The organism is Solidesulfovibrio sp. (genome assembly GCF_029978005.1).
GTDB lineage: Bacteria > Desulfobacterota > Desulfovibrionia > Desulfovibrionales > Desulfovibrionaceae > Solidesulfovibrio.
The window spans coordinates 1-23,854 of the sequence record NZ_JARKOZ010000211.1 but is presented as its reverse complement, the minus strand read 5'-3'; the positions used below and the strand labels follow the sequence as shown (position 1 = coordinate 23,854).

The following is a 23,854-nucleotide window of genomic DNA, read 5'->3' as shown; positions in this document are numbered from 1 at the left end:
GTGTCTTCGCCGCCTCTTCAATGAATTCCGGCGTCCAGCGATCCATCGTGCAACCGAGCCCGGTCAGCAGCAGCAGCGGTTCGCCGGAACCGATCAGCTTGTACCCGATCCTGATCCCGTTGGCGTTGGTCTGGTAGATGTCGTGGCCCTGGGCGTCCACGGCCGCCTTTTCGCCCACGGGCACGATGTCCTTGGCCCAGGAGGCCGAAGCGCCGATCCCCAGCAGGAGGAGCAGCAGATACGACAAACAGACGGCGACTACAGCAGGTCGTGATCGGGGCATGGTTTCTTCCTCCAGTGTTCTGAAAAGCATGAACGCCTCTCTATGCAAGAGCATCACTTTCACGGCCTGTCGGCAATTGATTCGATCCGCGCTGTTCTTCTTCATAAGTGGAAGGCAATAAAACTTCGCCCCGAAGGGGCGACGGGCCTGCGAGTCCGGAATCGGCCCCGCGAGCCTGGAGCGAAGCGACGGCATCGCCGGACCGATTCCGGCCTCGCCGACGCACCCCCGCCCACGACCACGCCTCCACCCGCTTCCCCATCCCCGCCTCCCCCATCGGGGGGGACCGGGGGGGATCATCCCCCCCGGCCGCCGGAGGCATTCCCCCCTCCTGTCCTCCGCCACCACGCCCCCTACGGGCTGACCAGGATCACGACGCGGCGGTTCTTGGCCTGGTTGTCCGGGATGGGGCGGCCGGCGGGGTCGGTGTTGGGGGCCACGGGCACGGTGTCGGCCAGGCCTTCCACGCGCATGTGGTCGCGCGGCACGCCGTGGTCGATGAGGTAGCGCGCCACCCGGCTGGCCCGGGCCGAGGACAGCTCCCAGTTGGACGGGTAGAGCCAGGATTCGATGGGCAGGTTGTCGGTGTGGCCTTCGACGGTCACCTTGTAGGGCGTGCCGGCCAGGGTCGCGGCGATCTCCCGCAGGAGCGGCAGCCCGGCGGGCTTGATTTCGGCGCTGGCCAGGTCGAAGAAGGCCGCGCCGCGCAGGTTGAGCTCCACGCCGCTTTCCCGGGGCGCGATTTCCACCGCGCCGGAGGCGATGTCGAGCTTGCCGGCCAGTTCCTTGCGGATGTCGTCCAGGCTTTTGCGCGTGGGGCCGGTGCGGTCGGCGTCGGGCGTCTTGTCCGGGCCCTTGCCTTCGGTGGGCGCGGCGGGCTTTTCCCCCGGGACCTGCGGCTTGGCTCCGGAGGCTCCGGGCTGGGGCTGTTCCTTGGGCTTTTCCGGCTCCATGGGCGGGGTTTCGCTTTTGAGCGTGGTGTAGTTGACCTTGGAGCGCACGGCGGCCGGTTCCGGGGCCTTTTCGGGCTTGGGGGGGACGGCTTTGGGCGGGGCGGTCGGGGCCGTGGCGGTCTGCGGCCTGGGCGCGGCCTTTTCCACGGCCATGGCTTTCTGCATGGAGTCGGCCACGCGCTCGTAGCGGTTGAGGTCGATGTGGGACACGGCCACAAGGAGCAGGAAAAAGCACAGCAAAAGCGTCATCATGTCGGCCATGGAGATGGGCCACAGGTCGTCCTCTTCCTGGCGCTGCTTGCGCAGCTCCGTGAGGCTGACCAGGGACGCCCCGGGCTTGCGGCGGGTGGGAACCATCTAGAGGGCCGCCTCGCCTTCCCGGCGTTCGATGGAGGCCCAGCGGCGGGTGGGCAGGTAGGCCTTGAGCTTGTCGAGCACGATGGCGGCCGGGGTCTTGTCCTTGATGAACAACGTGCCGTCGCGGATGACGCACATGAGCACCACCCGCTCCTCGATGCGCTTTTCGACCTTGATGGCGATGGGCAGGAAGACGAGGTTGGCCAGCAGGACGCCGTAGAGGGTGGTGGTCAGGGCCACGGCCATGTGCGCGCCGAGGTTGCCCAGGCCCACGCTCATGGACTGCATCATGCCGATAAGCCCGATGAGCGTGCCGATGAGCCCGTAGGCCGGGGAGAGCTTGGCCATGGTGCGGTAGATGCCGGCCGAGGACAGTTCCTGCTGGTAGGTCTGCTCGATGCGCGTGTCGAGGATCTCCTGGATCTCCTCGCGGGAGTAGCCGTCCACGAGCATCTGGATGGCGCTTTGCAGGAATTCGTTCTCGATGCCGGGCAGGGCCGTCTCCAGGTGGATCTTGCCCCGGGTCGAGGCCTGGCGGGCGATGGAGACGATCTCCTCGATGTAGTTGTCCGTGGGCAGTTCCTCGCGCTTGAGCGCCACGAGGAAGGTGTTGAAGACCCGCGTGACTTCCTTGAGGGGGAAGCAGATGAGGGTCGAGGCCAGGGTGCCGCCGAGCACGATGGCCAGGCCCGGGACGTTGATGAACACCCCGGCGCTGTCCGTGGAGAAATAGGTGGCGCAGCCCAGAATGACGATGCCGAAGGCGAAGCCGATGACGGTGGCGATGTTCACGAGCCCAGTCCCTTGATGGCTTTTATGCGGTCAAGCAGTTCCTTTTCCACGTCGGCCGCCTCGTCCTCGTCGGGTTCGCCCAGGGCGGCCGCTTCCTCGCGCACCACGGCGGCGATCTTCTTCGAGAGGTTCTTGAAGATCTTTTCCCGGGCCGCCTCGCCGGCCATGGCCGCGGCCACGGCCACCTTGCGGAAGCCCAGGGCCGAGAAGGCTTCCTGGAGCGTGGCGTTGTCCACGCCCGCGATGTCGTCGACGCGCGCGAGGTCCGCCGCCGTCAGGCGCGGCCGTCTGGCCTGGCGGAAGAATTCCGGGCCCATGGCCTCGATGTAGGCCTGCGTCCTGGCCTTGTGGAAGAAGAACAGCTCTTCGGGAATCTCCTGGTAGCCGATCTTCTTGTAGAGGATGTCCGGCGAGGACTGGGCCTCCCGGGCGAAGTCGGCTAGGTCGAAGAATTCCAGGTCCACGGCGAAGTCCGGGCGGTCGCGGTATTCCCGGGCAACGTTCCTGGCCACGGCCAGGAAGTTGTCCAGGTCCGGCAGGCGCAGCAGGCGGTCGCGCACGAAGGCCGTGCCGGGCTTCTTGTGGCCGAGCAGGGGATCGGCCCGGCTGAAGCTGCCCTTGACGTCCACGATGTTGACCAGGCGCAGCTTCTTGAGGCGGTCGAAGACCTGGTCGATCTCGATCTGGCTGACCAGCAGGATGTCCTTGAGCGTCCGGGAAAGTTCGGCGTAGCTGAGCTCCTGGACCTCGCCCCGCACGGTCGCCTGCCAGCACAGCGCCGTCACGCGGCACACGGACCAGAACACGTTGCCCGAGGGCCGGTCCACGATCTGTTCGGACAGGGCGCGCACGCGCTCGACCAGGTATCCGGTGAGGAGCTGCACCGGCCGGGGGCTTTTGAGCAGCATGGTGCGCAGCAGCCGCTGGTCGCACACCAGGGCCTCGGTGTATTCGAGCGCCTCGGCGAAGCTCCCCCGGGGCGCGGCGGCCACGGCCCCCATCTCGCCGACCATCTCGCCCGGGCCGCGCTCGCCGAGGCCCACCCGCTTGTTGTTGACGAGGCGGTACACGGCCACCCGGCCCTTGCGGATGATGTAGGCCACGTCGCTCGGCTGGCCTTCCTTGAACAGGACGGCTCCCTTGTGGAAGGTCCGCACGGTGGAGTCGCGGTCGTCTTCGTCCTCGAGGTCGATGTCCCGGCGCATGCCCTTCCTCCCGTGCCGCCCGATCCGCCTTGGGTGGCGGGATATTCCGACGCGCCCCACCCTACGGGGATCATCGGCCAAGTTCAAGGACCCCGGGCGGTGGCGCAAGGAAATCCCCGGCCGGTGGGGGCCTTTTACAAGGCGCGGCAAAGACGCTACAATGCGGCATTCCATTGCTGCGAGGTGACGCGTGGGCAATTTCGGCGCCTGCCGCGACGTTTCCATCCTGTCCGTGGCCCCTTGCGGGCCCGAGGGGGCGGCGCACGGCTGCTATCTGCTTGAACTGGAAAACCCGGGGCTCGGGCCGGCCGCGGCCGGCCAGTTCGTCATGGTCCGGCCGGAGCGTTTCGGCCAGAACCCGATCTGGCCGCGTCCCTTTTCCATCTGCCGCCTGACGACGCGGACGCTCACGCTTTTCGTCCAGGCTTGCGGCCGGGGCACGGACATCCTGTGCGGCCTGGCCGCCGGCGACAAGGCGGCGCTCTGGGGACCGCTCGGCCAGGGCTTCGCCCTGGAGCCGGAAATCCCCACGGTCATGCTGGCCGGGGGCGTGGGCATCGCACCCTTCGTGGAATACGCCGCCACCCATCCCGCGCCGTCCAACCTGTCCCTGGTCTTCGGCCACCGTCAGCCGCTCTCCTGCTACCCCTTCGCGGCCATGGCCGAGCTGGTCGGCCGGGCCGAGGCCTTTTGCGAGAAAACGCCGGACGATCTGCCGGTCTTCATCGAACGCCTCGACGCCGTGGTGGCCGGGGCCGCGTCCGGGCTGATCCTGGCCTGCGGCCCCCGGCCCTTCCTGTTGACCGTGGCCCGGCTCGCCCGCAAGTACAGCGCCCGGGCCCAGGTGTCGCTCGAAAACCGCATGGCCTGCGGCGTGGGCGGCTGCCTGGGCTGCGTGGAGAAAAACGCCCTGGGGGCCTACGTGCAGACCTGCACCGAGGGGCCGGTCTTCTGGGTCGAGGAACTGGCCCTGGCGGAGGACGCATGAGCGCCGACGTTTCCGTGCGCCTGGCCGGCCTCGCGCTCAAAAATCCGGTCATGACCGCCTCGGGCACCTTCGGCTACGGCCTGGAGTTCGCGCCCTACGGCGATTTGCGCTCCCTTGGCGGCATCGTGGTCAAGGGCCTGTCGCTAAAGCCCCGCCTGGGCAACCCCATGCCGCGCATCGCCGAGACGCCGTGCGGGATGTTAAACGCCATCGGCCTGCAAAACTGCGGCGTGGAGAAGTTCCTGCGCGACAAGCTGCCGCTGCTGCCCCACTCCGAGACGCCCATCGTGGCCAACCTCTACGCCTGCGACGCCGACGAGTTCGCCGAGCTGGCCGGCGTGCTGTCCGGGGCCGCGGGCGTGGCCGCGCTCGAGGTCAACATTTCCTGCCCCAACGTCAAAGCCGGCGGCATCGCCTTCGGCCAGGACCCGGCCATGGCCGGCCGGCTGGCCGAGGCGGTCAAAAAGCGCGCCGGGAGCAAGCCCGTGTGGGTCAAGCTCTCGCCCAACGTCACGGACATCGTGGAGATCGCCCGGGCGGCGGTGCTTGGCGGCGCGGACGCGCTGACCTGCATCAATACGCTCACGGGCATGGCCGTGGACATCCGTTCGCGAAAACCCCGCCTGGCCAACGTGATCGGCGGCCTGTCCGGCCCGGCGATCAAGCCCGTGGCCTTGCGCTGCGTCTGGCAGGTCTGCCGGGCGGTCTCGGCTCCGGTCATCGCCGTCGGCGGCATCAGCTCGGCCGAGGACGTGCTGGAATTCATCCTCGTGGGAGCCCACGCCGTGCAGATCGGCACGGCCAACTTCATGCGGCCGGACATGGCGTTTCGCATCGCGGAAAGGCTGCCGGGGCTGATGGAAGAGCTGGGGATCGAGAGCCTTGACTCCTATCGGGGAAGCCTTTCCAGCTAGGACGAACGCACGCACTATCCGTGCCGCACGTCGGCCCGGCGTCCTTTCTCGCCGGGGCGGGACCTCGTCGTCCTGCCCCGGTTTTTCATTTTTGGGCATCGGCGGGCTATTTTCCAGACTTCGGCGATTTTCGACGCCCAAAATCCGCTTTTGCCGCGCTTCGCCCCGGCCTTGTCCCGAGCCGTCCGGCTAGGCCGCCTGCCGTCAGTCGTGATGCCGGGCTTTTCATTGCATATTTGAAATGTTTTGGCCGGTTTTCCGCCCGCCAAGCCCGCGATGTCAACTTCCCGTTCGCGGGCGGGCCGGCTGGCGGCGGCTGGCGCGGCATCCCCACGAAGTTTCGTTGCGCTCCCGCGAGCCGGGCGCATGGACTGGGCGGCCGGCCGTTTCCCCCTGTGCCAGAGGCTTCCCGCGACCCGGACGGCGAGGGGGCCTGACCGGGAAAAGCCAGGCGAAAAGCCGTCGCAATTGACAAATCGGTGATTTGCCCGGTCCGGTGCGCCGTGCTACTGGCCCGCCAAACTTTTTTGGGGGGCGAAATGCTGCAAAGCGGCGACACGGCCTTCGTCCTGGTCAGCGCGGCCCTGGTGCTGCTCATGATTCCGGGACTGGCCCTTTTCTACGGCGGCATGGTGCGCAAGAAAAACGTGCTCGGCACCATCATGCAAAGCTTCATCCTCATTTCCCTGGTCACCTTCGAGTGGGTCTACCTCGGCTACTCCCTGTCCTTCGGCCCGGACGTCAAGGGGCTGATCGGCTCCCTGGCCTGGGCCGGGCTGTCGGGCGTGGGCGCGACGCCCAACCCGGACTACGCCGGGACCGTTCCCCATCTGGCTTTCGCCATGTTCCAGTGCATGTTCGCGGCCATAACCCCGGCGCTGATCACCGGGGCCGTGGCCGAGCGCCTGCGCTTCGGGCCGTTTCTGGTCTTCTCCCTGGCCTGGACCATCCTCGTCTACAACCCGGTGTGCCACTGGGTCTGGGGCAACGGCGGCTGGCTCAAGGAGATGGGCGTGCTGGACTTCGCCGGCGGCATCGTCGTGCACCTGACCTGCGGCGCGGCCGCCCTGGCCGCCGTGCTGGCCGCCGGGCCGCGCAAGGACCACGGCCGCCATCAGATCGTGCCTCACAACCTGCCCATGACGCTGCTCGGCACGGGCTTGCTGTGGTTCGGCTGGTTCGGCTTCAACGCCGGCAGCGCCCTGGCCGCCGACGGCGTGGCCGCCGGAGCCTTCGCCGCCACCCACCTCGGAGGCATGGCCGGCATGGCCGTGTGGTGCCTCGTCGAATGGCGGCATCGCGGCAAGCCCACCACCCTGGGCGCGGCTTCCGGCGCCGTGGCCGGCCTGGCCACCATCACCCCGGGCGCGGGCTTCGTCTCGCCGGGCTGGGCCATCGGCATCGGCATGCTGGCTGGGCTCGTGTGCTACGGCGCGGTGCTGGTCAAGGCCCGGCTGCGCTTCGACGACAGCCTGGACGTGGTGGGCATCCACGGCGTCGGCGGCGTGCTCGGGACGCTGCTCGTGGGCGTTGCGGCCAGCAAGCTGGTCAACCCGGCCGGGGCCGACGGCCTGGCCTTCGGCAATCCCGGCCAGCTCGGCCTGCAGGCCCTGGCCGTGGTCGTGGTCGGCGTTTTCGCCTTCGTGGTCAGCTGGCTGCTCCTGGTCGCGATCCGCGCCGTCATGGGCCTGCGCCTCGCGCCCCAGGCCGAGACCATCGGCCTTGACCTCTCGGAGCACACCGAGGCCGCCTACGGCGAGTAGCGGTCAACCTTTCTTCGGCCGACACGGGCCGCGGGCCCGGAGCCCAGGGAGCGCCATGAAACACATCGAAGCCGTCATCCGGCCGTTCAAGCTCGACGAGGTCAAGGAAAAGCTCGCTTCCATCGGCATCAAGGGCATGACCGTGGAGGAGGTCCGGGGCTTTGGCCGGCAGCGCGGCCATACCGAAATCTACCGGGGCGCGGAATACACCGTGGATTTCGTGTCCAAGGTCAAGATCGAACTGGTGGTGGAGGATGCGATGGCGCCGGCGCTCGTGGCGGCCATTCGCGAGGCCGCGTACACGGGAGAGGTGGGCGACGGCAAGATCTTCATCATGGACATGGGCGACGCGGTGCGCATCCGCACCGGCGAAACCGGCGGCAACGCGATTTAGAGAGGGGAAGGGAGGACGCTTCGGCGTACGGGAGGGGCGCGCCCCCTCCCGGGCCTCCCTGATGCGCCCGCCCGCCTACAGCCACTTCTTCTTGCGGAACCAGGCCAGCATGCCGACCGACAGGGCCAGCATGAAGCCGAGGATGCCATAGTAGCCGTAGCGCCATTTGAGCTCCGGCATGTTCTCGAAGTTCATGCCGTAGAGGCTCGTGATGAAGGTCAGCGGCAAAAAGATCGTGCCGATGACGGTCAGCACCTTCATGACCATGTTCATGCGCATGTCCGCCACGGACGAGTAGACGTCGATCATGCTCGTGGCGATCTGGTTCAGCGTATCCACCGTTTCCACCACCATCTTCACGTGGTCCACGATCTCGCGCAGGTAGGATTTGGCGTAGTCGCTGACCTTTTTCGAGTGCTTCTTGTGGGAGAGGGCTTGCAGCACTTCGCGAAGTGGCCAGATGTACTTGCGAAGATACGCCGTCTCGCGCTTGAGGTTGTAGAATTCGGAGAGCGTCTCCTCGGTCTGGGCCTCGAAGAGCAGCTCCTCGAGCATCTCGGCCTTGTCGCCGAGCTTGCCCAGCGTGATCATGTAGCGGTCCACGATGACGTCGAGCAGCGCCAGCATGAGGTAGTGGGGGTCGGACTTGCCGAGGTGCCGGCCCTTGCGCAGCCGGTCGAGGTAGCTGTCCCAGACGTTGGCGGCGTTTTCCTGGAAGGTGACCACGGCCGCGCCGTCCATGGCCATGCTCACCTGCTCGGCGGTCAGGGACTCCTGGGCCTTGTCCATGTCGATGATTTTCAGGACCATGAACATGGCGTCGCCGAATTCCTCGTACTTGGGCCGTTGGGTGGTGTCGGCGATGTCCTCCATGAGGGTGGCCGGCATGTCGATGGCCTCGCCCACGGACTTGATGACGCCGATGTCGTGGACGCCGACCACGCGCACCCACACGACCCGGTCGTCGCTGGGCTCGGGGATGACCGGCGTTTGGCCGTGCTCGTAGCGCGTCTCGGCGAAGCCGCCGTCGCCGTAGACGATGACGCTCACGTAGGGAGGGAAGGTCTTGGCCGCGCCCACGTAGGAGACGTTGCCGAATTCCTGGTTGGCCTTGACGTGCTGGGGGCGCAGGTGCCTGAGCATGGCGGAGCCTCGCGAAGGGGGAACTGACCCGCCCCGGACGGGGCAGGCGGCCGAAAGACGTTATCTTCGCGCGGTGACGTTTTGGTGGCGGGGGATTTCGCCGCGCCCCTTAAGAAATGCGCCGGTATTTTTTAAGAAAAATAGTTATATTAGCGTATTGCCGACAAACGCTTGGCAAGGACGCGACGCTAGCCCTGGCGCAAGGCTTCGACGATGTTCATGCGTGCCGCGCGCACGGCCGGCAAGAATCCCCCCACCACGCCCATGACCAGGGAGAAGGCCAGGGCCAGCCCCGCGATCCAGGACGTGAGGGCGAAGTTGAAGGAGAGTTCGGAGAAGGTCTGGAAGTTGGTGGTGGAAAAGGACACGAAGGAAAGCCCGGCCGCCAGGACCAGCCCGCACGCGCCGCCCAGGAGGCCGAGGAACATGGATTCCAGGAGAAAGGCGGCCAGGATGCTTCCCCGGGTGAAGCCGATGGCCCGCAAAGCGCCGATCTCGGGCACGCGGTTGGCCACGGCCGAATACATGGTGATGGTGGCCCCGATCATGGCCCCCAGCGAAAAGATGGCCGTGAGCGCCACGCCGAGGACCGTGAGGAACTTGCGCATCATGTCCGACTGCTTCTCGTAGTAGCGCGTCTCGCGCCAGACCTCGGCCTGGAGCCTCGGATCGGCCTCCACGGCTTCCTTGTAGGCGTCAAAGAGCGCCGGCTCGCGCAGGGCGGCCACCACCACGGAATAGGCCCCCCGGCCGAAGGCCGGCATGAGCTGGTCGGCGTCGCCCCAGATTTCCGAGGAAAAGCCCGTGCGCCCGGCGTCGAACACGCCCACGATGGGCCACTCCCGCTTGCCGAAGCGAAGGCTCTGGCCGACGCCCGCGTTCTCGAACCCCCTGGCCACGACCGTGCCCACCATGATCTCCGGCGTGCCCGGCCGGGGGAGCCGCCCGGAAACGAGCCTGACCTGCGGCCGCAATGCCAGGGAGGCGGGGCCTGTCCCCCGGATGACCACGTTGGAGGTCTTGCCCGTGGATTTTTTGGTCAGGCCGATGAGCACCACCGATTCCTTGGCGGCCATCGCCTGGCCGTCGCCGCCCAGGGCGATCTCCGGTCGGGTGGTCATGGCCGCGGCCTGGGCGCGCTCCAGGCCGCTTTGCACCTCGGTTTCCGAGCCTTTTCGCAGCACCACGGCGTTGCCGGGCGAGCCCGTGGCCACCAGCGTCTGGCGCAGGCCCTCGGCCAGCATGAGGGTGGCGGCGAAGACGAAGACCACGAGCGCCATGCCGCCGGCGGTAAGCGCCGTGGTCACCCGGCGGGTGCTCAGGTTGCGCCAGGAATAGGACAACGGCACGGCCATCAGCCGATCCTCCGGAAGGCCTCGGCGATGCGCACCGAACCCACGCGCACGGCCGGGGCCACGGCGGCCAGTACGCCCACGGCCGCGCCGAAAGCGGGGAGCAGGACCATGGTCCGGGGCGAGACGAAAAAGATCGGGAAGTACTGGGCCAGGTTCTTGGCGAAGGCGTCGGCGATGGCCGGCAGCAGGACCATGGCCAGGGCCGCGCCGGAAAGGGACAGGAGCAGGGACTCGGCCAGGAGCATGCCGCCCAGGGCCGGCCCGGCGAAGCCCAGGGTCTTGAGCACCGCGAACTCGCCCAGGCGCTCTCGGGCCGACATGGCCATGGTGTTGGCGGCCACGGCCAGGATGATGACGATGACCACGTAGGACACCACGGTGATGGCCATGAGGATGGCCTCGCTCATGGACACGAAGCCCATCTGGAAGGCCTTTTCGGTCTCGGTCAGGGTCTCGGCCTGGGAATTGCGGAACTGGGCGTCGATGTTCCGGGAAATCTCCGCCGCCCGGGTGGCGTCGTCGATGCCGATCATGAAGAAGCCCGTCTGGCCGGCCCGGCCGGGACTGGTCTTTTTCATGACCTCGTCGATGTAGGCCCAGTGGAGGTAGAGCACGGTCTCGTCGGTGTCCGGCCGCGCGCCCTTGTACACGGCCCGGATGGTCAGGGGCCACTGGCCCGGGAAGATGGTACCGCGAAGGGTGACGGCGTCGCCCACGCGCCAGCGGAAGCGGTCGGCCAGCTTGCGGCCGATGATCGCGCCCTTGCGGTCCATGGCGAAGGCCTTCTGCTCGGCCGGGGAAACGATCAGCTCCGGGTAGAGCCGGAAGAAGTCCTCGGCCTCCACGGCGAAGTTGGCGAAGAAGTTTTTTTCGTCGATGTAGACGCCGCCGAACCAGTTGCCGGCGGCCACCGCATTCACGCCCGCGACTTGGCGGATGCGGCTTTTGTAGGCGATGGGCAGGGGCTGGGTGATGGACACGGCGTTTCGGGTGACCAGGCGGTTGGCCGAGGAGGCCGAGACCCCGGCGTGCCAGGCGTCGAGGACGGTGCGCATGAGCCCGAAGGCCGTCAGCGCGATGGCCACGCCGGCTATGGTCAGCAGGGCCCGCAAGCGGTGGCGGAAGGCGTTTTTGACGATGAGCCTAAGGAGCAACACGCAGTTCGCCCTTGTCGAGCTCGCGCACGAGGTGGGCGGCCTCGGCGGCCCGGTGGTCGTGGGTGACCATGACGATGGTTTTGCCGAGCTCCCGGTTGAGCCGGCCGAGCAGGGCCAGGATGTCGGCGGCCGAGCGCCGGTCCAGGTCCCCGGTGGGCTCGTCGGCCACGATGATGTCCGGGTCGGCCACGATGGCCCGGGCGATGGCCACGCGCTGCTGCTGGCCGCCGGAGAGCTGGGCCGGCTTGTGGTCCGTGCGGTCGGGCAGGCCCACGGCGGCCAGGGCGGCCAGGGCGTGCTCCTGGCGACGGCGCGCCGAAAGGGAGGTCAGAAGCAGGGGCAGCTCCACGTTTTCCAGGGCGGTGAGCACCGGAATCAGGTTGTAGAACTGGAAGATGAAGCCCACGTGGCGGCTGCGCCACACGGCCAGCTCCCCTTCGCTTAGGGTCGTGATGTCCGTGCCGCCGATATGGATGGAGCCTTCGTCCACGGCGTCGATGCCGGCGATGCAGTTTAAAAGCGTGGATTTGCCCGAGCCCGACGGGCCGATGAGCGCCAGGAACTCCCCGGCGGCGATGTCGAAGGTGATGTCGGACAGTACCGGGATCACCTGGTCGCCGCGCCGGTAGGACTTGGACAGATGGGAGATTTCGATGAGCGGGCGCGTCATGGACATGGGCCGGGCTCCGGGGCTGGCTCGGGGGCGGGGCGTGAAAAATCGCCGAGGACGCCGCTGCAAAGGGTGAGCAGGTCGGCCGGGGCGATCTCCAGGGTGCGGTCGGGCCGGCCCAGGCCGCAGTAGAGCGTGGGGGCGATGGTCAGCACGTCGCTGTCGAGGAAGAGGCGGATGTCCGGGACCAGCGGCACGGGCGAGACGCTGCCCGGGGCGACGCCCAGATGTCCGAGCACCTCCTCGGGCGACAGGGCGCGCAGGTCCCGACGGGAGACGCCGCACAGGGCGGCCAGGGCCGGATAGGCCACCCGGCGCGTGCCCCGAAGGGCCGCCAGGACCGTCTCGCCGCCGCGAAGGCCGAAGGCGATGGTCTTGACGATGCGCGAGGGCGTGAAATCGAGGTTTACGGCCGCCTCCTCCATGGTGCGCGTGGCCGGGTGGCTGTGGACCGTGTGGGGCGAGCCGCCCTGGCGCACGATGGCGACCAGCCGGTCGAAGGCGTCGGAGGAGCGGGGGGCGTTCATGACGCGCCTCCCGTCTCTGCGGCGCACGGCCAAAGGGCGGGAGCTTTCGGGCCGCCGCAGGACCGTTTCCCGGGCATACGCGGCCTCATCCCTCGCCCAGGGTCACGGCGTCCCCGGAGGCGAGCTTGGCCGGCGGGGAGAGCACCACCTTGAGGCCGGTTTCCAGGCCCGAGGTCACCTCGCGCATGTCGCCGAGGGACTCGCCGAGGGTCACGGGCACGAGCACGGCCTTGCCGTCCCTGATGACGAACACGGCGTCGCGGCCGTCGCGGCGGGTGAGCGCCGCATTGGGCACGGCTAGGCGCGGAGTCGTCTCGGCCGGAGAGAGGGGGCGCGTGAGAAAGGCGACCTTGGCGCTCATCTCCGGCAACACGCGCGGGTCGATGGCGTCGAAACGGACTTTCACCAGCACGGTGGCCTTGGTGCGGTCGGCCGTGGGCACGATCATGTGCACCTTGCCGGGAAAGCGTTCGCTCGGGACGGCGTCGAGCTGGATCTCGCAGGGCTCGCCCACAACAACCTCGCGCAGGCTCGATTCCGACACGTCCACTTCCACGGCCAGCGACCCCATGTCCGCGATGGTGACCACGGCGGCCTTGGAGGTGGAGGACGCGCCCAGGGGGGAGATGATGTCACCGACGTCGGCGTTTTTGGTCAGCACCACGGCGTCGAAGGGCGCGACGAGGTCGGTGTAGGTCAGCTGGGCCTCGGCCTGGCGCAGGGCCTCGGCCCGGGCCTCGAGGGTGGCCTTGGCCGCGGCCAGGGCGGCCTCGGCCTTGCCGAGCCGGGCCTCGGCCGCGTCGTGCTCGGAGCGGGCCACGTAGTCGCCGGCCACGAGCTTTTTCATGCGCTCGAAGTTGATGCGCGCGTCCTTGAGTTCGGCCTGGTCGGAATCGATCTGACGCCTGGCCGCTTCCATCTCATGGCGGGCCTGGTCGCGCGCGGCCTCGACGTCGGCGCTTTCCAGCCGGGCCACCACCTGGCCCTTCTGCACCCGGCTGCCTTCCTCGACGCCCAGCCACACCAGCTGGGCCGTGGCTTTGGTGGCCAGCGCCGCCTTGCGCTGGGCCACGACGTAGCCGCTGGCCGTGAGTCTGGTCAGCGTGCGCGAGGGATAGGCCAGGGCGACGGTGGCGGCCTCCACGGTGAAGGTGCGCGGCGACAGCGCCCAGGCGGCCACGGCGGCCGCGACCAGCGCGGCCAGGACATAGGGCCAGCGGCGGCGACGCCGGCGCGCCCCGTTTCCCTTGAACCGGTCGGCCTTGTCGTCGCCGGCGATGCGCAGCGCGTCCAGATCGTCGCTCATGGGGCTCCCGTGTCTCGTTTCGGGGGGTCATGGCAAGGGGCGGGCCGGGCGTCAAGACGCAACGCCGCCTTTTGCGTTACGCCCGCTCCTTTACGCGAACCACAGGCTGTTGGCCATCTGGTCGATGAGCTTGCGGTGGCCGGCCGGAAACGCGAACCGGGAGAGTTCGTCCGGTGCGACCCAACGGCACTCCTGCGCGGCGGCGAGGACCGGCGGGGGCGGTGCTGCGCCCGCGCCGTCGGTCAGGCGCAGCAGGAAGCAGTGCAGCGTCACCCGGTAGGTGGTGTAGCCGTGGCGGATGACGGCGAGTTTCGCCGCGACGGCGGTGGGGAAGGCCGTCTCCTCGCGAAATTCCCGCACCACGGCCGCCTCGGGGGTTTCGTCCTGTTCGATGCGCCCGCCGGGAAACTCCCACAGGTTGCCCCAGGCACCGGCCGGCAACCGCTTCTGGATGAAGGCCCTGCCCTCGTGGACGAGCACGCCCGTGGCCACGAGCAGGGGGACGATGTCCTTGGATTTTGAGAGCACCGGCCGGTCGTGGACGATGCCGAGGTGGGCGGCCTGGCAGACGCCAGCCAGGGGGCAGCGGGGGCAGTCCGGGTTTTTGGGCCGGCACACCAGCGCCCCGAATTCCATGAGCGCCTCGTTGAATTCGCCGGCCCGGCCCGGGGGCAGAAGCTCGCGGGCCAGGGCCACGGCCTTGGCTCGGCCGGTCGGCTCCTTGACCGGCGCGTCGATGTCGCACACGCGGGCCAGCACCCGCAGCACGTTGGCGTCCACGGCCACGGCGTCGAGCCCGAGCGCCATGCTGGCCACGGCCCCGGCCGTGTAGTCGCCAACGCCCGGCAGGGCGCGCACGGCCTCGAAGGTGGCCGGAAACGCGCCGCCGTGGTCGTCCATGATGCGCCTGGCCGCTGCGTGGAGGTTCCTGGCCCGGCTGTAGTAGCCAAGCCCCTCCCAGGCCTTGAGCACCGCGTCCTCGCTGGCTGCGGCCAGGGCGGCCACATCCGGGAAAAGAGCGGTGAACCGGTTGAAATAGTCCACCACCCGGTCCATCTGGGTCTGCTGGGCCATGATCTCCGAGATCCAGACGGCGTAGGGGTCGCGGTCCCGCCGCCAGGGCAGGTCGCGCTTGTTGCCGGAAAACCAGTCGAGCAGAAGCGGCACGAAGGCCTTGAAGTCGGACATGGGAAAACCTCGCGGCCCCTCCCATAATGCCTCTCGCGCCCGGAGGGAAGGGCGGTTGATTGCCAAGGCCGCCTCTTTCGGGGATAAGGCGAAGGATGGGGCCGGAAAATTGCGGCCGCCTTTTTTCGGGAAAAACGCATCGTTGCGGCCTGTCGTATTGGAAACTCGCGAATCCGGGTCGAGCGGCCCGATGCGGACGGGAAAGCCATGGGAGGCCTGGCCATGAGGCGTGCGCTGCCTTTCGTTCTCCTTGCTCTTTTGACTGCGGTCGCCTGGGGCGCGGCCGCTTCTCCAGCCCGGGCCCAGGCCGGCGCGCCGCCGGTGCCGCCGGCGCTCGAGCCCTGGCGTGGCTTCGTCCTGCATGGCGCGGCCCAGAGCCTGTGCCCGCCCGACGGAGGCGACGCCAAGGCCCGGATCTGCCTCTTCCCGGCCAGCCTCGACGTGGCCCTGGACGCCACGGGCGCGGATTTCACGCTGCAAGCCCGGCTTTTCGACCTGGCCGCCGTGCCCCTGCCTTCGGGGGGCGGGGTGTGGATCGAAAAGGTGGTCGAGGGCGGCAAAGCCCTGCCCGTGGTGGCCGGCGCGAGCGGCCCGGCGGTCTGGCTCGGCCCGGGCGAGCATGTCCTGGCCGGCCGCCTGGGCTGGAATGTCGCGCCCGGGGCCATCCGCCTGCCGGAAAGCGTGGGGCTGGTGACGCTTTCCCGCCGGGGCGCGGCCGTGCCCGTGGTCGTCTCGGCCTCGGGCGAGCTGTCCCTGGCCGGGGAGAAGGCGGCCAAACCCGTGGAAAACACCGAGCAGGTCAAGGTGTTCCGGCTCCTGGCCGACGGCGATCCGGCCACGCTGACCACGCTTTTTCGCCTCGAGGTCTCGGGTCTGGCCCGCTCCGTCACCCTGGCCGGGGCCGTGCCGCCGGGCGCGTTGGCCCTGGCCGTGCGCTCGCCCGTGCCCGCAACGCTCGGCCCGGACGGCAGCCTCGTCCTCGACGCCGGCCCCGGGCGCTACGAGGTGGAGGCCACGTCGCGCTTTCCGGGCAAGGCCGGTCGCATCGGGCCGGCGGCCACGCCCTACGGCCGGGAGGTCTGGTCGTACCGGGGGGCGCCGCAGCTGCGGGAAACCCGCCTGGAGGGCGCGGCGGCCATCGACCCCAAGGCGGCCGACGTGCCGGCGGCCTGGCGCGATCTGCCGGCCTTCACCGTGGCCAAGGGGGCGAACCTCGACATCCGCGAGCTCGGGCGCGGCGCGCCGCCCGGCCGCGACGCCCTGACGCTTTCCCGCGAGATGTGGCTCGACATGAGCGGGCAGGGATTGAGCGTGCGCGACGCCGTCACGGGCGAGAACCGCTCCCGCTTCACCCTGAGCATGGCCGCGCCGGGCGAGCTTGGCCGAGTCGTGGCCGACGGCCGGGACCAGCCCGTGGTCCTGCTCGGCCGGGAGGGGGAACGGCCGGGCGTGGAACTGCGCACGTCGCGGCTCACGCTCACGGCCTATTCCCGCTATCCCGACGCCGGCGCGGTCCTTCCGGCCGGCGGCTTCGACCGGGAGTTCGACCGGGTTTCGGCCACGCTCCACCTGGCTCCGGGCTGGGCGCTTCTTTTCGCCTCCGGGCCGGACACGGTGCGCGGCGGCCTGCTTTCGCCCTGGACCCTGCTCGACGTCTTTCTGGCCCTGGCCCTGGCCGTGGCCGCCTTTTCCCTGCGCGGGCCGGCAGCGGCGCTGGCGCTCGGGCTTTTCCTGCTCCTTTCCTGGCACGAGCCCGATGCGCCGCGCGGGGTCTGGGTCCTGGTCCTGGTCGGGCTGGCCCTGCTGCGCCTGGCCGGCGACGGCGGGCGGCTGGCCGGCCATGCCGGGGCGCGGCGTCTGGCCGGGCTCGTCTTCGGGCTCTCCCTGGTCTGCCTGGTGGTCGTCTCGTTACCTTTCGTTTCCGGACAGTTGCGCGGGGCCGTTGCCCCGCAGGTCGCCCCGCCGTCCGCCGGCGAGCCCGCGCCCCAGCCCCGGCCGGTCATGCGGGAAGAGGCGGCCCAGGCCCCCGCGCCGCCGCCGACCGCCGCGTCCAGGGGCAAGCCCAAGGCCACGGCGAACATGATGGCCGCCACGGCCGATGCGGCCGCCCCCGGCGCGGTCCTGGCGCTGCCGGAGGAAGATCCGGACGCCGTGGCGCAAACCGGCCCGGCCATGCCGGACTGGCGCTTCGCCACGGCGAGCCTGGCCTGGAAGGGGCCGGTGGCTCCCGGCGAAGGGTTGCGGCTTTACCTCGTCCCGCCTCTGGCCTCGCGGCTGCTGCACCTGGCCCGGGCGCTGCTCCTCGGCGCGGCGCTGCTTCTGCTGTGCGACCGCAAGCGCCTGGGCCGACTGCGGAGCCCGACCGGGGCCGTCGCCGTGGGCATGGCCCTCACGGTCCTTCTGGGCATCGCTCCCGCCGCCCGGGCGGGGGATTTTCCGGACCGGCCGCTTCTCGACCTGCTGCGCGAGCGCCTGACCGAGCCGCCGGCCTGCCTGCCCCATTGTCTGGGCAGCCCGTCCCTGGAGGTGCGCCTGGAGGGCGGCCGGCTGACCGTCGCCAGCGAGATCGACGCCGCCGCGCGCCTGGCCGCGCCCCTGCCTGCGGTTTCCGAATCCTGGCGGCCGGACGCCGTGACCGTGGACGGCGCGCCGGGCGCGGCTCTGGTGCGCTCGGACGGCACGCTCAAGGTGCTGCTGGAGGCCGGCCGGCACACGGTGGTCCTGTCCGGCCCGGCCCCGGCGGCCGTGGGGTTCACTGTGACCCCGGCCCTGGCCCCGGGCCGGGTGCGGCTGGTCGCCCCGGGCTACCGGGTGCGCGGCCTCGACGGGCGGGGCGGGCTTTCCGGCCCCCTGGAGCTGACCCGGGCCGCGCCGGAGGCGGGAGACGGCGCGGCGACCAGGCCGGCCAGGCAAGACGTGCCGCCCTTTTTCGAGGTCCGGCGCGTCCTGCGCCTGGGGCTCGCCTGGGAGGTGGAAACGGAAATCGTGCGCCGCTCCCCGGCGGACGTCCCGGCCGTGGCGAAAGTGGCGCTCCTGCCCGGCGAGCATCCCGACGCCGCCGGCGTGACGGTGACCGGCGGACAGGCCGAGGCGGTCTTTCCCGCCGGCCGGGAGCGCCTGTCCTGGCGCTCGCGCCTGACGCCCCGGGAGTCCCTCGAGCTTATCGCGCCCTCGGGCGCGGACGTGGTCGAGGCCTGGGAGCTTTCGGCCGCGCCCTTCTACGACGTGACCTTCGCCGGCGTCCCGCCGGTGGGACTGCTTGGGCCCTCGGGCGCGTGGCAGCCGCGTTTCGCCCCCTGGCCGGGGGAGAAGCTGGCCGTGTCGGTTTCCCGGCCCAAGGCCGCGCCGGGCGAGACGCTGACCCTGGAGCGGGTCGAACTGACGACGCGCCAGGGCCGGGCCATGCGCGAATCCCGGCTCGCCCTGCGCTTCCGGGCGGCCAAGGGCGCGCGCCACGCCGTGACCCTGCCGCCGGGGGCCGAGGTCACGCGCCTGGCCGTGGCCGGCCGGGAGACGCTGCCCACGGGCGAGGGCGGGCAGGTGGGCTTTTCCCTGCCGCCAGGGGTGACGGAAGTGGAACTGGCCTTCCGGGAACCGGCGGGACTGGGCCTTTTCCTCAAGACGCCGGCCCCGGACCCGGGGCTGCCGGCGGCCTCGGCCGTCACGCGCCTGGAGCTGCCCGAGGGGCGCTGGCTCCTGGCGATCTTCGCCGACACTTTTCTCGGGCCGGCCGTGCTCTACTGGGGCTACCTGGCCGTGGTCGCGGCGCTTGGCCTCGGGCTTTCGATGCTGCCGGACACGCTCCTCACGCGTCGGCAGTGGCTGTTCTACGCCCTGGGCCTGAGCCAGGCCGAGCCCGTGGGCGTGGTCCTGGCCGTGGCCTGGCTTGCCGCCCTGGGCTGGCGTCGCCGCAGCTGGCCCCAGGGGGCGCTGGCCTTCGACGCCGGGCAGGTGGGGCTCGTGGCCCTGGCCCTGGCCGGCTTTTTCACCCTCTACGACGTGCTCGGCCAGGGCCTGCTCGGGCTGCCGCGCATGCAGGTGGCCGGACCGGGCGTCACGACGGCGGGCCTGGCCTGGACCTGGGACCGGGTGGCGGGCGCGCTGCCGGCGGCCACGGTCGTGTCCGCGCCCATGGCCTTCTTCCGGGCCCTCATGCTGGCCTGGGCGGCCTGGCTGGCCTGGAGTCTGCCGCGCTGGCTGCGCCTGGGCTTCGAGAGCCTGACCGCCGGGGGCGGCTGGCGGCCCTTGCGCCTGCCGCGCCGGCATGGCCGGGACAAGGCCGCGTCCGATGCCCCCGGCCGGGAGGCCGCCCAGCCGCACGACGGGGACGCGCCCGGAAAATAACGCACATGGTATGATTGTTGAAACGTTTCCTCCCGCCGGCATTTCGCCGGCGGGAGGAAACGACATGGATGCCCGGCATTGCTGCGTCTGCGGCCGCGAACTGGAAACCCTCGACGTCTACGTGCAGCGGGCGCAGGGAAAAATCTGCAGCCGGTGCGTGCTGGATCGCGGCATCGCCATCGGGGGGCCGAGGGAACCCCGGCCGGTGTGGCCCAGCCGCCCTGCTTCGCGACCGGCCGCGCCGCGTTATCCCGTCCCGGTCTTTCCGGCGGTCTGAGAAACCGCCTTTTGCCATCCGCCCAGGTATCTGATAGGACCCCTTCGTTCGGTTTTGCACAAATCCGCCCACAAGGGGAATCCGGCTCATGCAATTGACCACGCGTAGCCGCTACGGCCTGCGTATGCTTCTCGACATCGCCCTCCACGGCGACGAGCGGCCGGTGCGCATCCAGGACATCGCCAAACGCCGCAATATTTCCGTCAAATATCTCGAGCAGTTGATCCGCGCGCTCAAGAAGGCCGGCTTCATCCACAGCAAACGCGGCCCCAAGGGCGGCCACGTCCTGGCCCAATTGCCCGAGGACATCCGGGTGGGCGACGTGGTCAGAGCCCTGGAAACCCGGCCGGAACTCACCGAATGCGTGGGCAATCCCGAAAGCTGCGTCATCTCCGGCGACTGCGTCACCCGGCAGATCTGGGCCAGGGCCACGGCCAGCCTGTTTCGGGAGCTCGACGCCATCCGCATCTCCGACCTCCTGATCCAGGCCCGCAAATCCGAGATCCTGGGCCTGCCCTGCTGCTGAGGCCCCGTTTGCGCCGTCCCCCGTCCCCTTGCCGTCTCGCGACGGAAGGCACGGGGCGCGGATAGGGCGATGGCCCCGGGGGCGCGAACTCAGCGCGGCTGGGCGGCCAGCCACTGGCTGAAGGTCTGGGGTCCGCCGCCGGGATTGGCCGTCGCATAGGCGGCGAAGCGGCGCAGAAAATCCACCCGGGCCAGGTACAGGTCCTTTTTCCAGTGCTTCTTGGCTTGGCCGACGAGGTCCACGCCTCCGGCCGCCGCCTGGGCCGCCGCGATCTTCTCCAGACTTTGCCCCGTGGGATTGTGGAGCAGGGCGTAGAGCACCATGAAGGTGGTGGTGCGCCCGTCGCCGGCGTGGCAGTGCACATGGATCCACATGCCCGGGGCCATGGTCCGGCAGTATTCCACGAACCGGTCCACCTGCGCCGCGTCCGGGGCCATGTCGTCGGTGACGAAAAGCCGCAGGTAGCCGATCTGGCGCGCCGCCGTGAGCTGCGCCTCGGAGGCCACCGACGTCACGTCCACGTCGAGGACGTGCGACTTCTTGATCCCCCCGTCCTTGCTCTTCGCCTCGATGACCGTGACCTCGGTCGTGCCGGCCTTGGCCAGGGCGGCCAGGCGGTCGGCCTCGTCGCGGGCCGCCTCCTCGGGCGTCTTGCCCATGTTGGCCTCGTCCTTGGGCCCGTACCAGCTCACGGGGCGGTCGTTGAGAAAGCCGTGGGATTCCTGGCGCAGGTCGACCACGGTCAGCGGCCCGGGCAGGAACCGGGCCAGGTTGTCCAGGCCAGGGGCGTCGCATTCCGAGCTGCCGGAAAGGCGCAGCCTGGCCGCGGCCGGGTCGCCCTTGGGGCCGCCGTCGGCCAGGCGGAAATGGATGGGCAGGCCCTGGCCCGGCGGGTAGTCGTAGATGAGGACCGGCCCGGAAACGTCGGACTTGGGCTGGTGCCTGGTCGCCGGCAGGGCGCGGGGCAGGCCGGTCAGAAACAGCGCGAAAAGGGCGGCGACGAGCATCCGGGAGAAGGGCGGGGCAGGGCGCGGCGGCTTCATGGGCGGGCTCCTTGGCCGTGGGTTGCCTGTCGGTCGGCCCGGGCATGGGCCATGCCGCCTGGGTAAAAGCCCGGCCGCGCCTTGTCAACGGGAGACGGCGGGGAATGCGCTCGGGCCATGGCCCGGCGCGGCCTACAGGGCGAAGCGCAGGCCCGGCACGGCGTCGATGAGACCAAGCTCCCGGCAGTGGTGGGCGAAAAGGACGAAGCTCGCCTTGGCCGCGTCGTCCAGGTCGTAGTTGACCACTCGCAGGTAGTTGAGGAAATCCGCCTCGCCGATCCAGTCCGGCCGGGACGGGGCGCGCACCAGCCGGGGCAGGGCCTCGGCCAGGCCGGCGTTGACGGAGAGAAGCGCCCGGTGGAGCCGGCCGAGGGCGGCCAGGCGGGAGCCGGCGAGCCCGGCCCGCACGATCCACAGGGCGAAGACGAAGGGCGTGCCGGCGTAGTCGAACCAGGCCTGACCCAGGTCCGTGACGTGCCAGCCGGCCGGGGGATCGAGGTAGCGCATGAGCGCCAGGTCGCCGATCTCCACGAAGGGTTTGCCCGTGGCCAGCCCCGTGCCCGGCGGCACGGTCTCGAAGCGGGCTTCGGGAAAGCCCCAGGCGAAGCGCCACAGCACCCGCGTCAAGGCGTTGGAGCTGGCCGAGGCCCCGGAGAAGAGCACCGGGTCGCCGGTGCGGCGCAAATGCTCGGGCAGCTCGGCCAGGGGCACGGGAGAGAGCAGCAGCACGCTCTGGATGGGGGCGACCGCCGCCCGGATGCACAGGTCCGGCAGCAGGTCGAACGCGCCGGGATTGGCCAGGTAGGCGAAGGCCGAGGCCGGGGCGGCGTCGATGGCCCCGCTCGCCAGGGCGGCGTTGAGCTCGGACGGATGCCCCGGCACGTAGGCGACGTCCGGCCCTTCGGGGAAGTCCGGGATGAGCGACTCGTAGAGCGGCCAGACGTTGAGGTAGGCGATGCGGCCGAGCTTCAGGGGTCCGTCGTGCGTCATGGGAGACCCTCCTTTGGGCGCGGAAAAAACGCGGCCCCGAAGGTATTCCCTCCGGGGCCGTGGAGCAAGGCGAATTCCGGTGAACTAGGCGAGTTGGGCCAGCAGGGTTTCCTTGATGGAGTCGATGGAGCCCTCGCCGTTGAGCTCGATGTACTTGGTCTTCCCCTCGGCGGCCAGCTTCTTGTAGAAGTAGGCGGCGGCCAGGGTGCCGGTGGTGGTGTCGTAGTAGATGTCGTGGCGCTTGCCGATGGCGGCCTCGTCCTGGTCGTCGGAGCGGGTCTTGAGGTCGCCGCCGCACACCCGGCACTTGTCGCCGTTGGGCTTGATGGCGTCGATGAAGATGTTGTTGGGATGGTTGGGGTCGTTGACGCACAGGCGGCGGCCCATGATGCGGTTTTTCGCGATCTCGCGGGGCAGCAGGATCTCGATGACGTAATCGAGCTTCATGCCTTCCTTCTGCAAGGCTTCCCAGAGCTTTTCGGCCTGGACCATGTTGCGGGGAAAGCCGTCGAGGAGCCAGCCGTTGCCGCCCTTGGCCTTGAGGGTCTCGAGGATCATGGGGATGGTGATCTCGTCCGGGACCAGCTCGCCCTTGTCGATGTAGCCCTTGGCCTTCTTGCCGAGCTCGGTGCCGCCGCCGATGTGCTCGCGGAAGATAGCCCCGGACTCGATGTGGGCCAGATTGTATTTCTTTTTCACCAGGGAACCCTGGGTGCCCTTGCCGCTGCCGTTGGGACCGAACGTGAGAATATTCACCGGGACTGCCTCCATGTTTGATTTTTCACAATCGGCTTCACTACCCTCCGAAGCAAGCCCTGTCAATGGCATCGGCGGGTTTGCCCCGAACCTCGGCCGCGCCTGGAAAACCACGGCCCGCCGCGAGATCCGGGCCGTCTTGCCGCCCGGAAACTGGAAGGTGCTGCCCGTCCGGCGGCGCGCGACGGCCGCGTCCAGGGCGCGCAGGCCGTCGGCCTGCGCCTGCCCCGGCCCGAGCGAGGCCAGGGCGCGGCGGTAAAGGCGTGGCCGCAGGGCCGCATCGACGGCGAGCAGCGTTTCCATGGGCAGCACGGCGGGATCGTCCGGAACGGGCAAAAGGCTCTCGAAAAGCGCCTCGTCCAGCCGGGCCTGCCGCCAAAGCCTGGCCGCCGCCTCCAGGTGACGAGGGTTCTCGGCTTCCAGCCGGGGCAGGACGTCGTGGCGCAGGCGGTTTCGCAGGTAGGCCGGGTCGGCGTTGCTCGGATCGATGAGGGCCGGCAGGGCCAGGGCGGTGGCAAAGGCCTCGACGGCCGCCCGTGGGGTCAGCAGCAGGGGGCGCAGCAGGCGTCGTGCGGGGTCCAGGGCGGGCATGCCGCCGAGGGCCGGCCAGCCCGCGCCGCGCGAAAGGCGCATGAGCTGGTCCTCGGCCAGGTCGTTGAGCTGATGCCCGAGCACGGTCCAGGCCGTGTCCCGGCCGGCGGCCAGTTCCGCGAAAAAGGCGTACCGGGCGGCCCGGCCGGCGTCCTCCAGGCCGCGGCCCTGGCTCCTGGCGAGCCCGGCCTCGTCGGCGCGGCGCACGTGGCAGGCGATGCCACGCTGCCGGCAGAAGGCGGCTACGGGAGCGGCCTCGGCGGCCGTCTCCGGGCGCAGGCCGTGGTCCAGGTGGGCGGCCTCCAGGCGCGCCCGCAGTCGCGGGGCCAGCA

The 23,854-nt window shown here is 69.9% G+C and carries 20 protein-coding genes and 2 pseudogenes; 7 read left to right on the top strand and 15 right to left on the bottom strand.

Annotated elements, in window-relative coordinates:
- The 4 genes and pseudogenes from Q1K70_RS21260 to Q1K70_RS21245 form a co-directional block, all read right to left on the bottom strand.
- Nucleotides 1-283 (bottom strand): annotated as a pseudogene (locus Q1K70_RS21260) (alpha/beta hydrolase); the annotation flags it as partial.
- A 353-nt stretch (nt 284-636) separates the two neighbouring features.
- Nucleotides 637-1,593, bottom strand: a complete 957-nt coding sequence (locus Q1K70_RS21255; RefSeq protein ID WP_300164464.1) for an OmpA family protein — start codon at nt 1,591-1,593, stop codon at nt 637-639.
- On the bottom strand, nt 1,594-2,385 hold the full coding sequence (locus Q1K70_RS21250) for a MotA/TolQ/ExbB proton channel family protein (protein ID WP_300164462.1): 792 nt from the start codon (nt 2,383-2,385) through the stop codon (nt 1,594-1,596).
- Entirely contained in the window at nt 2,382-3,590 is a 1,209-nt protein-coding gene (locus Q1K70_RS21245) for a Crp/Fnr family transcriptional regulator (protein WP_300164460.1), read from the bottom strand. Before Q1K70_RS21245 ends, Q1K70_RS21250 begins: the two co-directional genes overlap by 4 nt.
- A 190-nt stretch (nt 3,591-3,780) precedes the next feature.
- On the opposite strand from Q1K70_RS21245, the gene Q1K70_RS21240 reads away from it, so the two are divergent.
- The 4 genes from Q1K70_RS21240 to Q1K70_RS21225 all read left to right on the top strand — a co-directional run bounded on the left by Q1K70_RS21240 (nt 3,781) and on the right by Q1K70_RS21225 (nt 7,649).
- Complete coding sequence (locus Q1K70_RS21240) at nt 3,781-4,578, top strand: dihydroorotate dehydrogenase electron transfer subunit (protein WP_300164458.1); 798 nt, start codon at nt 3,781-3,783, stop codon at nt 4,576-4,578.
- Nucleotides 4,575-5,492 carry a dihydroorotate dehydrogenase gene (locus Q1K70_RS21235; RefSeq protein WP_300164456.1) on the top strand — a complete coding sequence of 306 codons (918 nt, stop codon included), beginning with the start codon at nt 4,575-4,577 and terminating at the stop codon, nt 5,490-5,492. Before Q1K70_RS21240 ends, Q1K70_RS21235 begins: the two co-directional genes overlap by 4 nt.
- A gap of 539 nt (nt 5,493-6,031) precedes the next feature.
- Nucleotides 6,032-7,255, top strand: coding sequence for an ammonium transporter (locus Q1K70_RS21230; RefSeq protein WP_300164454.1), 1,224 nt, complete (start codon nt 6,032-6,034; stop codon nt 7,253-7,255).
- A 55-nt stretch (nt 7,256-7,310) separates the two neighbouring features.
- Nucleotides 7,311-7,649, top strand: coding sequence for a P-II family nitrogen regulator (locus Q1K70_RS21225; protein ID WP_300164452.1), 339 nt, complete (start codon nt 7,311-7,313; stop codon nt 7,647-7,649).
- 75 nt (nt 7,650-7,724) lie between these two features.
- Here Q1K70_RS21225 and corA read toward each other — a convergent pair whose 3' ends face one another.
- The 7 genes from corA to mutY all read right to left on the bottom strand — a co-directional run bounded on the left by corA (nt 7,725) and on the right by mutY (nt 14,995).
- Complete coding sequence (gene corA / locus Q1K70_RS21220; RefSeq protein ID WP_300164450.1) at nt 7,725-8,792, bottom strand: magnesium/cobalt transporter CorA; 1,068 nt, start codon at nt 8,790-8,792, stop codon at nt 7,725-7,727.
- A gap of 188 nt (nt 8,793-8,980) precedes the next feature.
- On the bottom strand, nt 8,981-10,147 hold the full coding sequence (locus Q1K70_RS21215; protein ID WP_300164449.1) for an ABC transporter permease: 1,167 nt from the start codon (nt 10,145-10,147) through the stop codon (nt 8,981-8,983).
- Entirely contained in the window at nt 10,147-11,304 is a 1,158-nt protein-coding gene (locus Q1K70_RS21210; RefSeq protein WP_300164447.1) for an FtsX-like permease family protein, read from the bottom strand. The genes Q1K70_RS21215 and Q1K70_RS21210 overlap by 1 nt, the downstream gene beginning before the upstream one ends.
- Nucleotides 11,291-11,974: an ABC transporter ATP-binding protein gene (locus Q1K70_RS21205; protein ID WP_300164468.1), complete on the bottom strand. Its 684-nt coding sequence runs from the start codon at nt 11,972-11,974 to the stop codon at nt 11,291-11,293. Before Q1K70_RS21205 ends, Q1K70_RS21210 begins: the two co-directional genes overlap by 14 nt.
- Entirely contained in the window at nt 11,971-12,501 is a 531-nt protein-coding gene (locus Q1K70_RS21200) for a YbaK/EbsC family protein (protein WP_300164445.1), read from the bottom strand. The genes Q1K70_RS21205 and Q1K70_RS21200 overlap by 4 nt, the downstream gene beginning before the upstream one ends.
- An 85-nt stretch (nt 12,502-12,586) precedes the next feature.
- Nucleotides 12,587-13,807 (bottom strand): efflux RND transporter periplasmic adaptor subunit, encoded by a 1,221-nt coding sequence (locus Q1K70_RS21195; RefSeq protein ID WP_300164443.1) that lies wholly within the window; start codon nt 13,805-13,807, stop codon nt 12,587-12,589.
- 90 nt (nt 13,808-13,897) lie between these two features.
- The gene (gene mutY, locus Q1K70_RS21190) at nt 13,898-14,995 is read right to left on the bottom strand and encodes an A/G-specific adenine glycosylase (protein ID WP_300164441.1); all 1,098 of its coding nucleotides are present in this window, start codon (nt 14,993-14,995) and stop codon (nt 13,898-13,900) included.
- 222 nt (nt 14,996-15,217) lie between these two features.
- Between mutY and Q1K70_RS21185 the strand changes: the two genes are divergently transcribed.
- The 3 genes from Q1K70_RS21185 to Q1K70_RS21175 all read left to right on the top strand — a co-directional run bounded on the left by Q1K70_RS21185 (nt 15,218) and on the right by Q1K70_RS21175 (nt 20,142).
- Nucleotides 15,218-19,339: a hypothetical protein gene (locus tag Q1K70_RS21185; RefSeq protein ID WP_300164439.1), complete on the top strand. Its 4,122-nt coding sequence runs from the start codon at nt 15,218-15,220 to the stop codon at nt 19,337-19,339.
- 64 nt (nt 19,340-19,403) lie between these two features.
- Nucleotides 19,404-19,616 carry a hypothetical protein gene (locus Q1K70_RS21180; protein WP_300164438.1) on the top strand — a complete coding sequence of 71 codons (213 nt, stop codon included), beginning with the start codon at nt 19,404-19,406 and terminating at the stop codon, nt 19,614-19,616.
- An 88-nt stretch (nt 19,617-19,704) separates the two neighbouring features.
- Nucleotides 19,705-20,142 (top strand): Rrf2 family transcriptional regulator, encoded by a 438-nt coding sequence (locus Q1K70_RS21175; RefSeq protein ID WP_300164436.1) that lies wholly within the window; start codon nt 19,705-19,707, stop codon nt 20,140-20,142.
- Between the two features lie 89 nt (nt 20,143-20,231).
- Here Q1K70_RS21175 and Q1K70_RS21170 read toward each other — a convergent pair whose 3' ends face one another.
- From Q1K70_RS21170 to tilS, 4 genes and pseudogenes are all read right to left on the bottom strand, one after another.
- Entirely contained in the window at nt 20,232-21,185 is a 954-nt protein-coding gene (locus Q1K70_RS21170; RefSeq protein WP_300164434.1) for a phosphatase, read from the bottom strand.
- Between the two features lie 132 nt (nt 21,186-21,317).
- Nucleotides 21,318-22,175: a menaquinone biosynthesis protein gene (locus tag Q1K70_RS21165; protein WP_300164432.1), complete on the bottom strand. Its 858-nt coding sequence runs from the start codon at nt 22,173-22,175 to the stop codon at nt 21,318-21,320.
- Nucleotides 22,176-22,259: 84 nt separating this feature from the next.
- On the bottom strand, nt 22,260-22,931 hold the full coding sequence (locus Q1K70_RS21160; protein WP_300164466.1) for an adenylate kinase: 672 nt from the start codon (nt 22,929-22,931) through the stop codon (nt 22,260-22,262).
- 180 nt (nt 22,932-23,111) lie between these two features.
- Nucleotides 23,112-23,801: pseudogene (tilS, locus tag Q1K70_RS22200) on the bottom strand (tRNA lysidine(34) synthetase TilS); the annotation flags it as partial.
- Nucleotides 23,802-23,854 lie beyond the last annotated feature (53 nt).

Coding starts and splice junctions, on each gene's coding strand:
- Q1K70_RS21255 (WP_300164464.1), bottom strand. CDS start 1,593: ATGGTTCCCACCCGCCGCAAGCCCGGGGCGTCCCTGGTCAGCCTCACG.
- Q1K70_RS21245 (WP_300164460.1), bottom strand. CDS start 3,590: ATGCGCCGGGACATCGACCTCGAGGACGAAGACGACCGCGACTCCACC.
- Q1K70_RS21235 (WP_300164456.1), top strand. CDS start 4,575: ATGAGCGCCGACGTTTCCGTGCGCCTGGCCGGCCTCGCGCTCAAAAAT.
- Q1K70_RS21230 (WP_300164454.1), top strand. CDS start 6,032: ATGCTGCAAAGCGGCGACACGGCCTTCGTCCTGGTCAGCGCGGCCCTG.
- Q1K70_RS21225 (WP_300164452.1), top strand. CDS start 7,311: ATGAAACACATCGAAGCCGTCATCCGGCCGTTCAAGCTCGACGAGGTC.
- corA (WP_300164450.1), bottom strand. CDS start 8,792: ATGCTCAGGCACCTGCGCCCCCAGCACGTCAAGGCCAACCAGGAATTC.
- Q1K70_RS21215 (WP_300164449.1), bottom strand. CDS start 10,147: ATGGCCGTGCCGTTGTCCTATTCCTGGCGCAACCTGAGCACCCGCCGG.
- Q1K70_RS21205 (WP_300164468.1), bottom strand. CDS start 11,974: ATGACGCGCCCGCTCATCGAAATCTCCCATCTGTCCAAGTCCTACCGG.
- Q1K70_RS21200 (WP_300164445.1), bottom strand. CDS start 12,501: ATGAACGCCCCCCGCTCCTCCGACGCCTTCGACCGGCTGGTCGCCATC.
- Q1K70_RS21195 (WP_300164443.1), bottom strand. CDS start 13,807: ATGAGCGACGATCTGGACGCGCTGCGCATCGCCGGCGACGACAAGGCC.
- mutY (WP_300164441.1), bottom strand. CDS start 14,995: ATGTCCGACTTCAAGGCCTTCGTGCCGCTTCTGCTCGACTGGTTTTCC.
- Q1K70_RS21185 (WP_300164439.1), top strand. CDS start 15,218: ATGAGGCGTGCGCTGCCTTTCGTTCTCCTTGCTCTTTTGACTGCGGTC.
- Q1K70_RS21180 (WP_300164438.1), top strand. CDS start 19,404: ATGGATGCCCGGCATTGCTGCGTCTGCGGCCGCGAACTGGAAACCCTC.
- Q1K70_RS21175 (WP_300164436.1), top strand. CDS start 19,705: ATGCAATTGACCACGCGTAGCCGCTACGGCCTGCGTATGCTTCTCGAC.
- Q1K70_RS21170 (WP_300164434.1), bottom strand. CDS start 21,185: ATGAAGCCGCCGCGCCCTGCCCCGCCCTTCTCCCGGATGCTCGTCGCC.
- Q1K70_RS21165 (WP_300164432.1), bottom strand. CDS start 22,175: ATGACGCACGACGGACCCCTGAAGCTCGGCCGCATCGCCTACCTCAAC.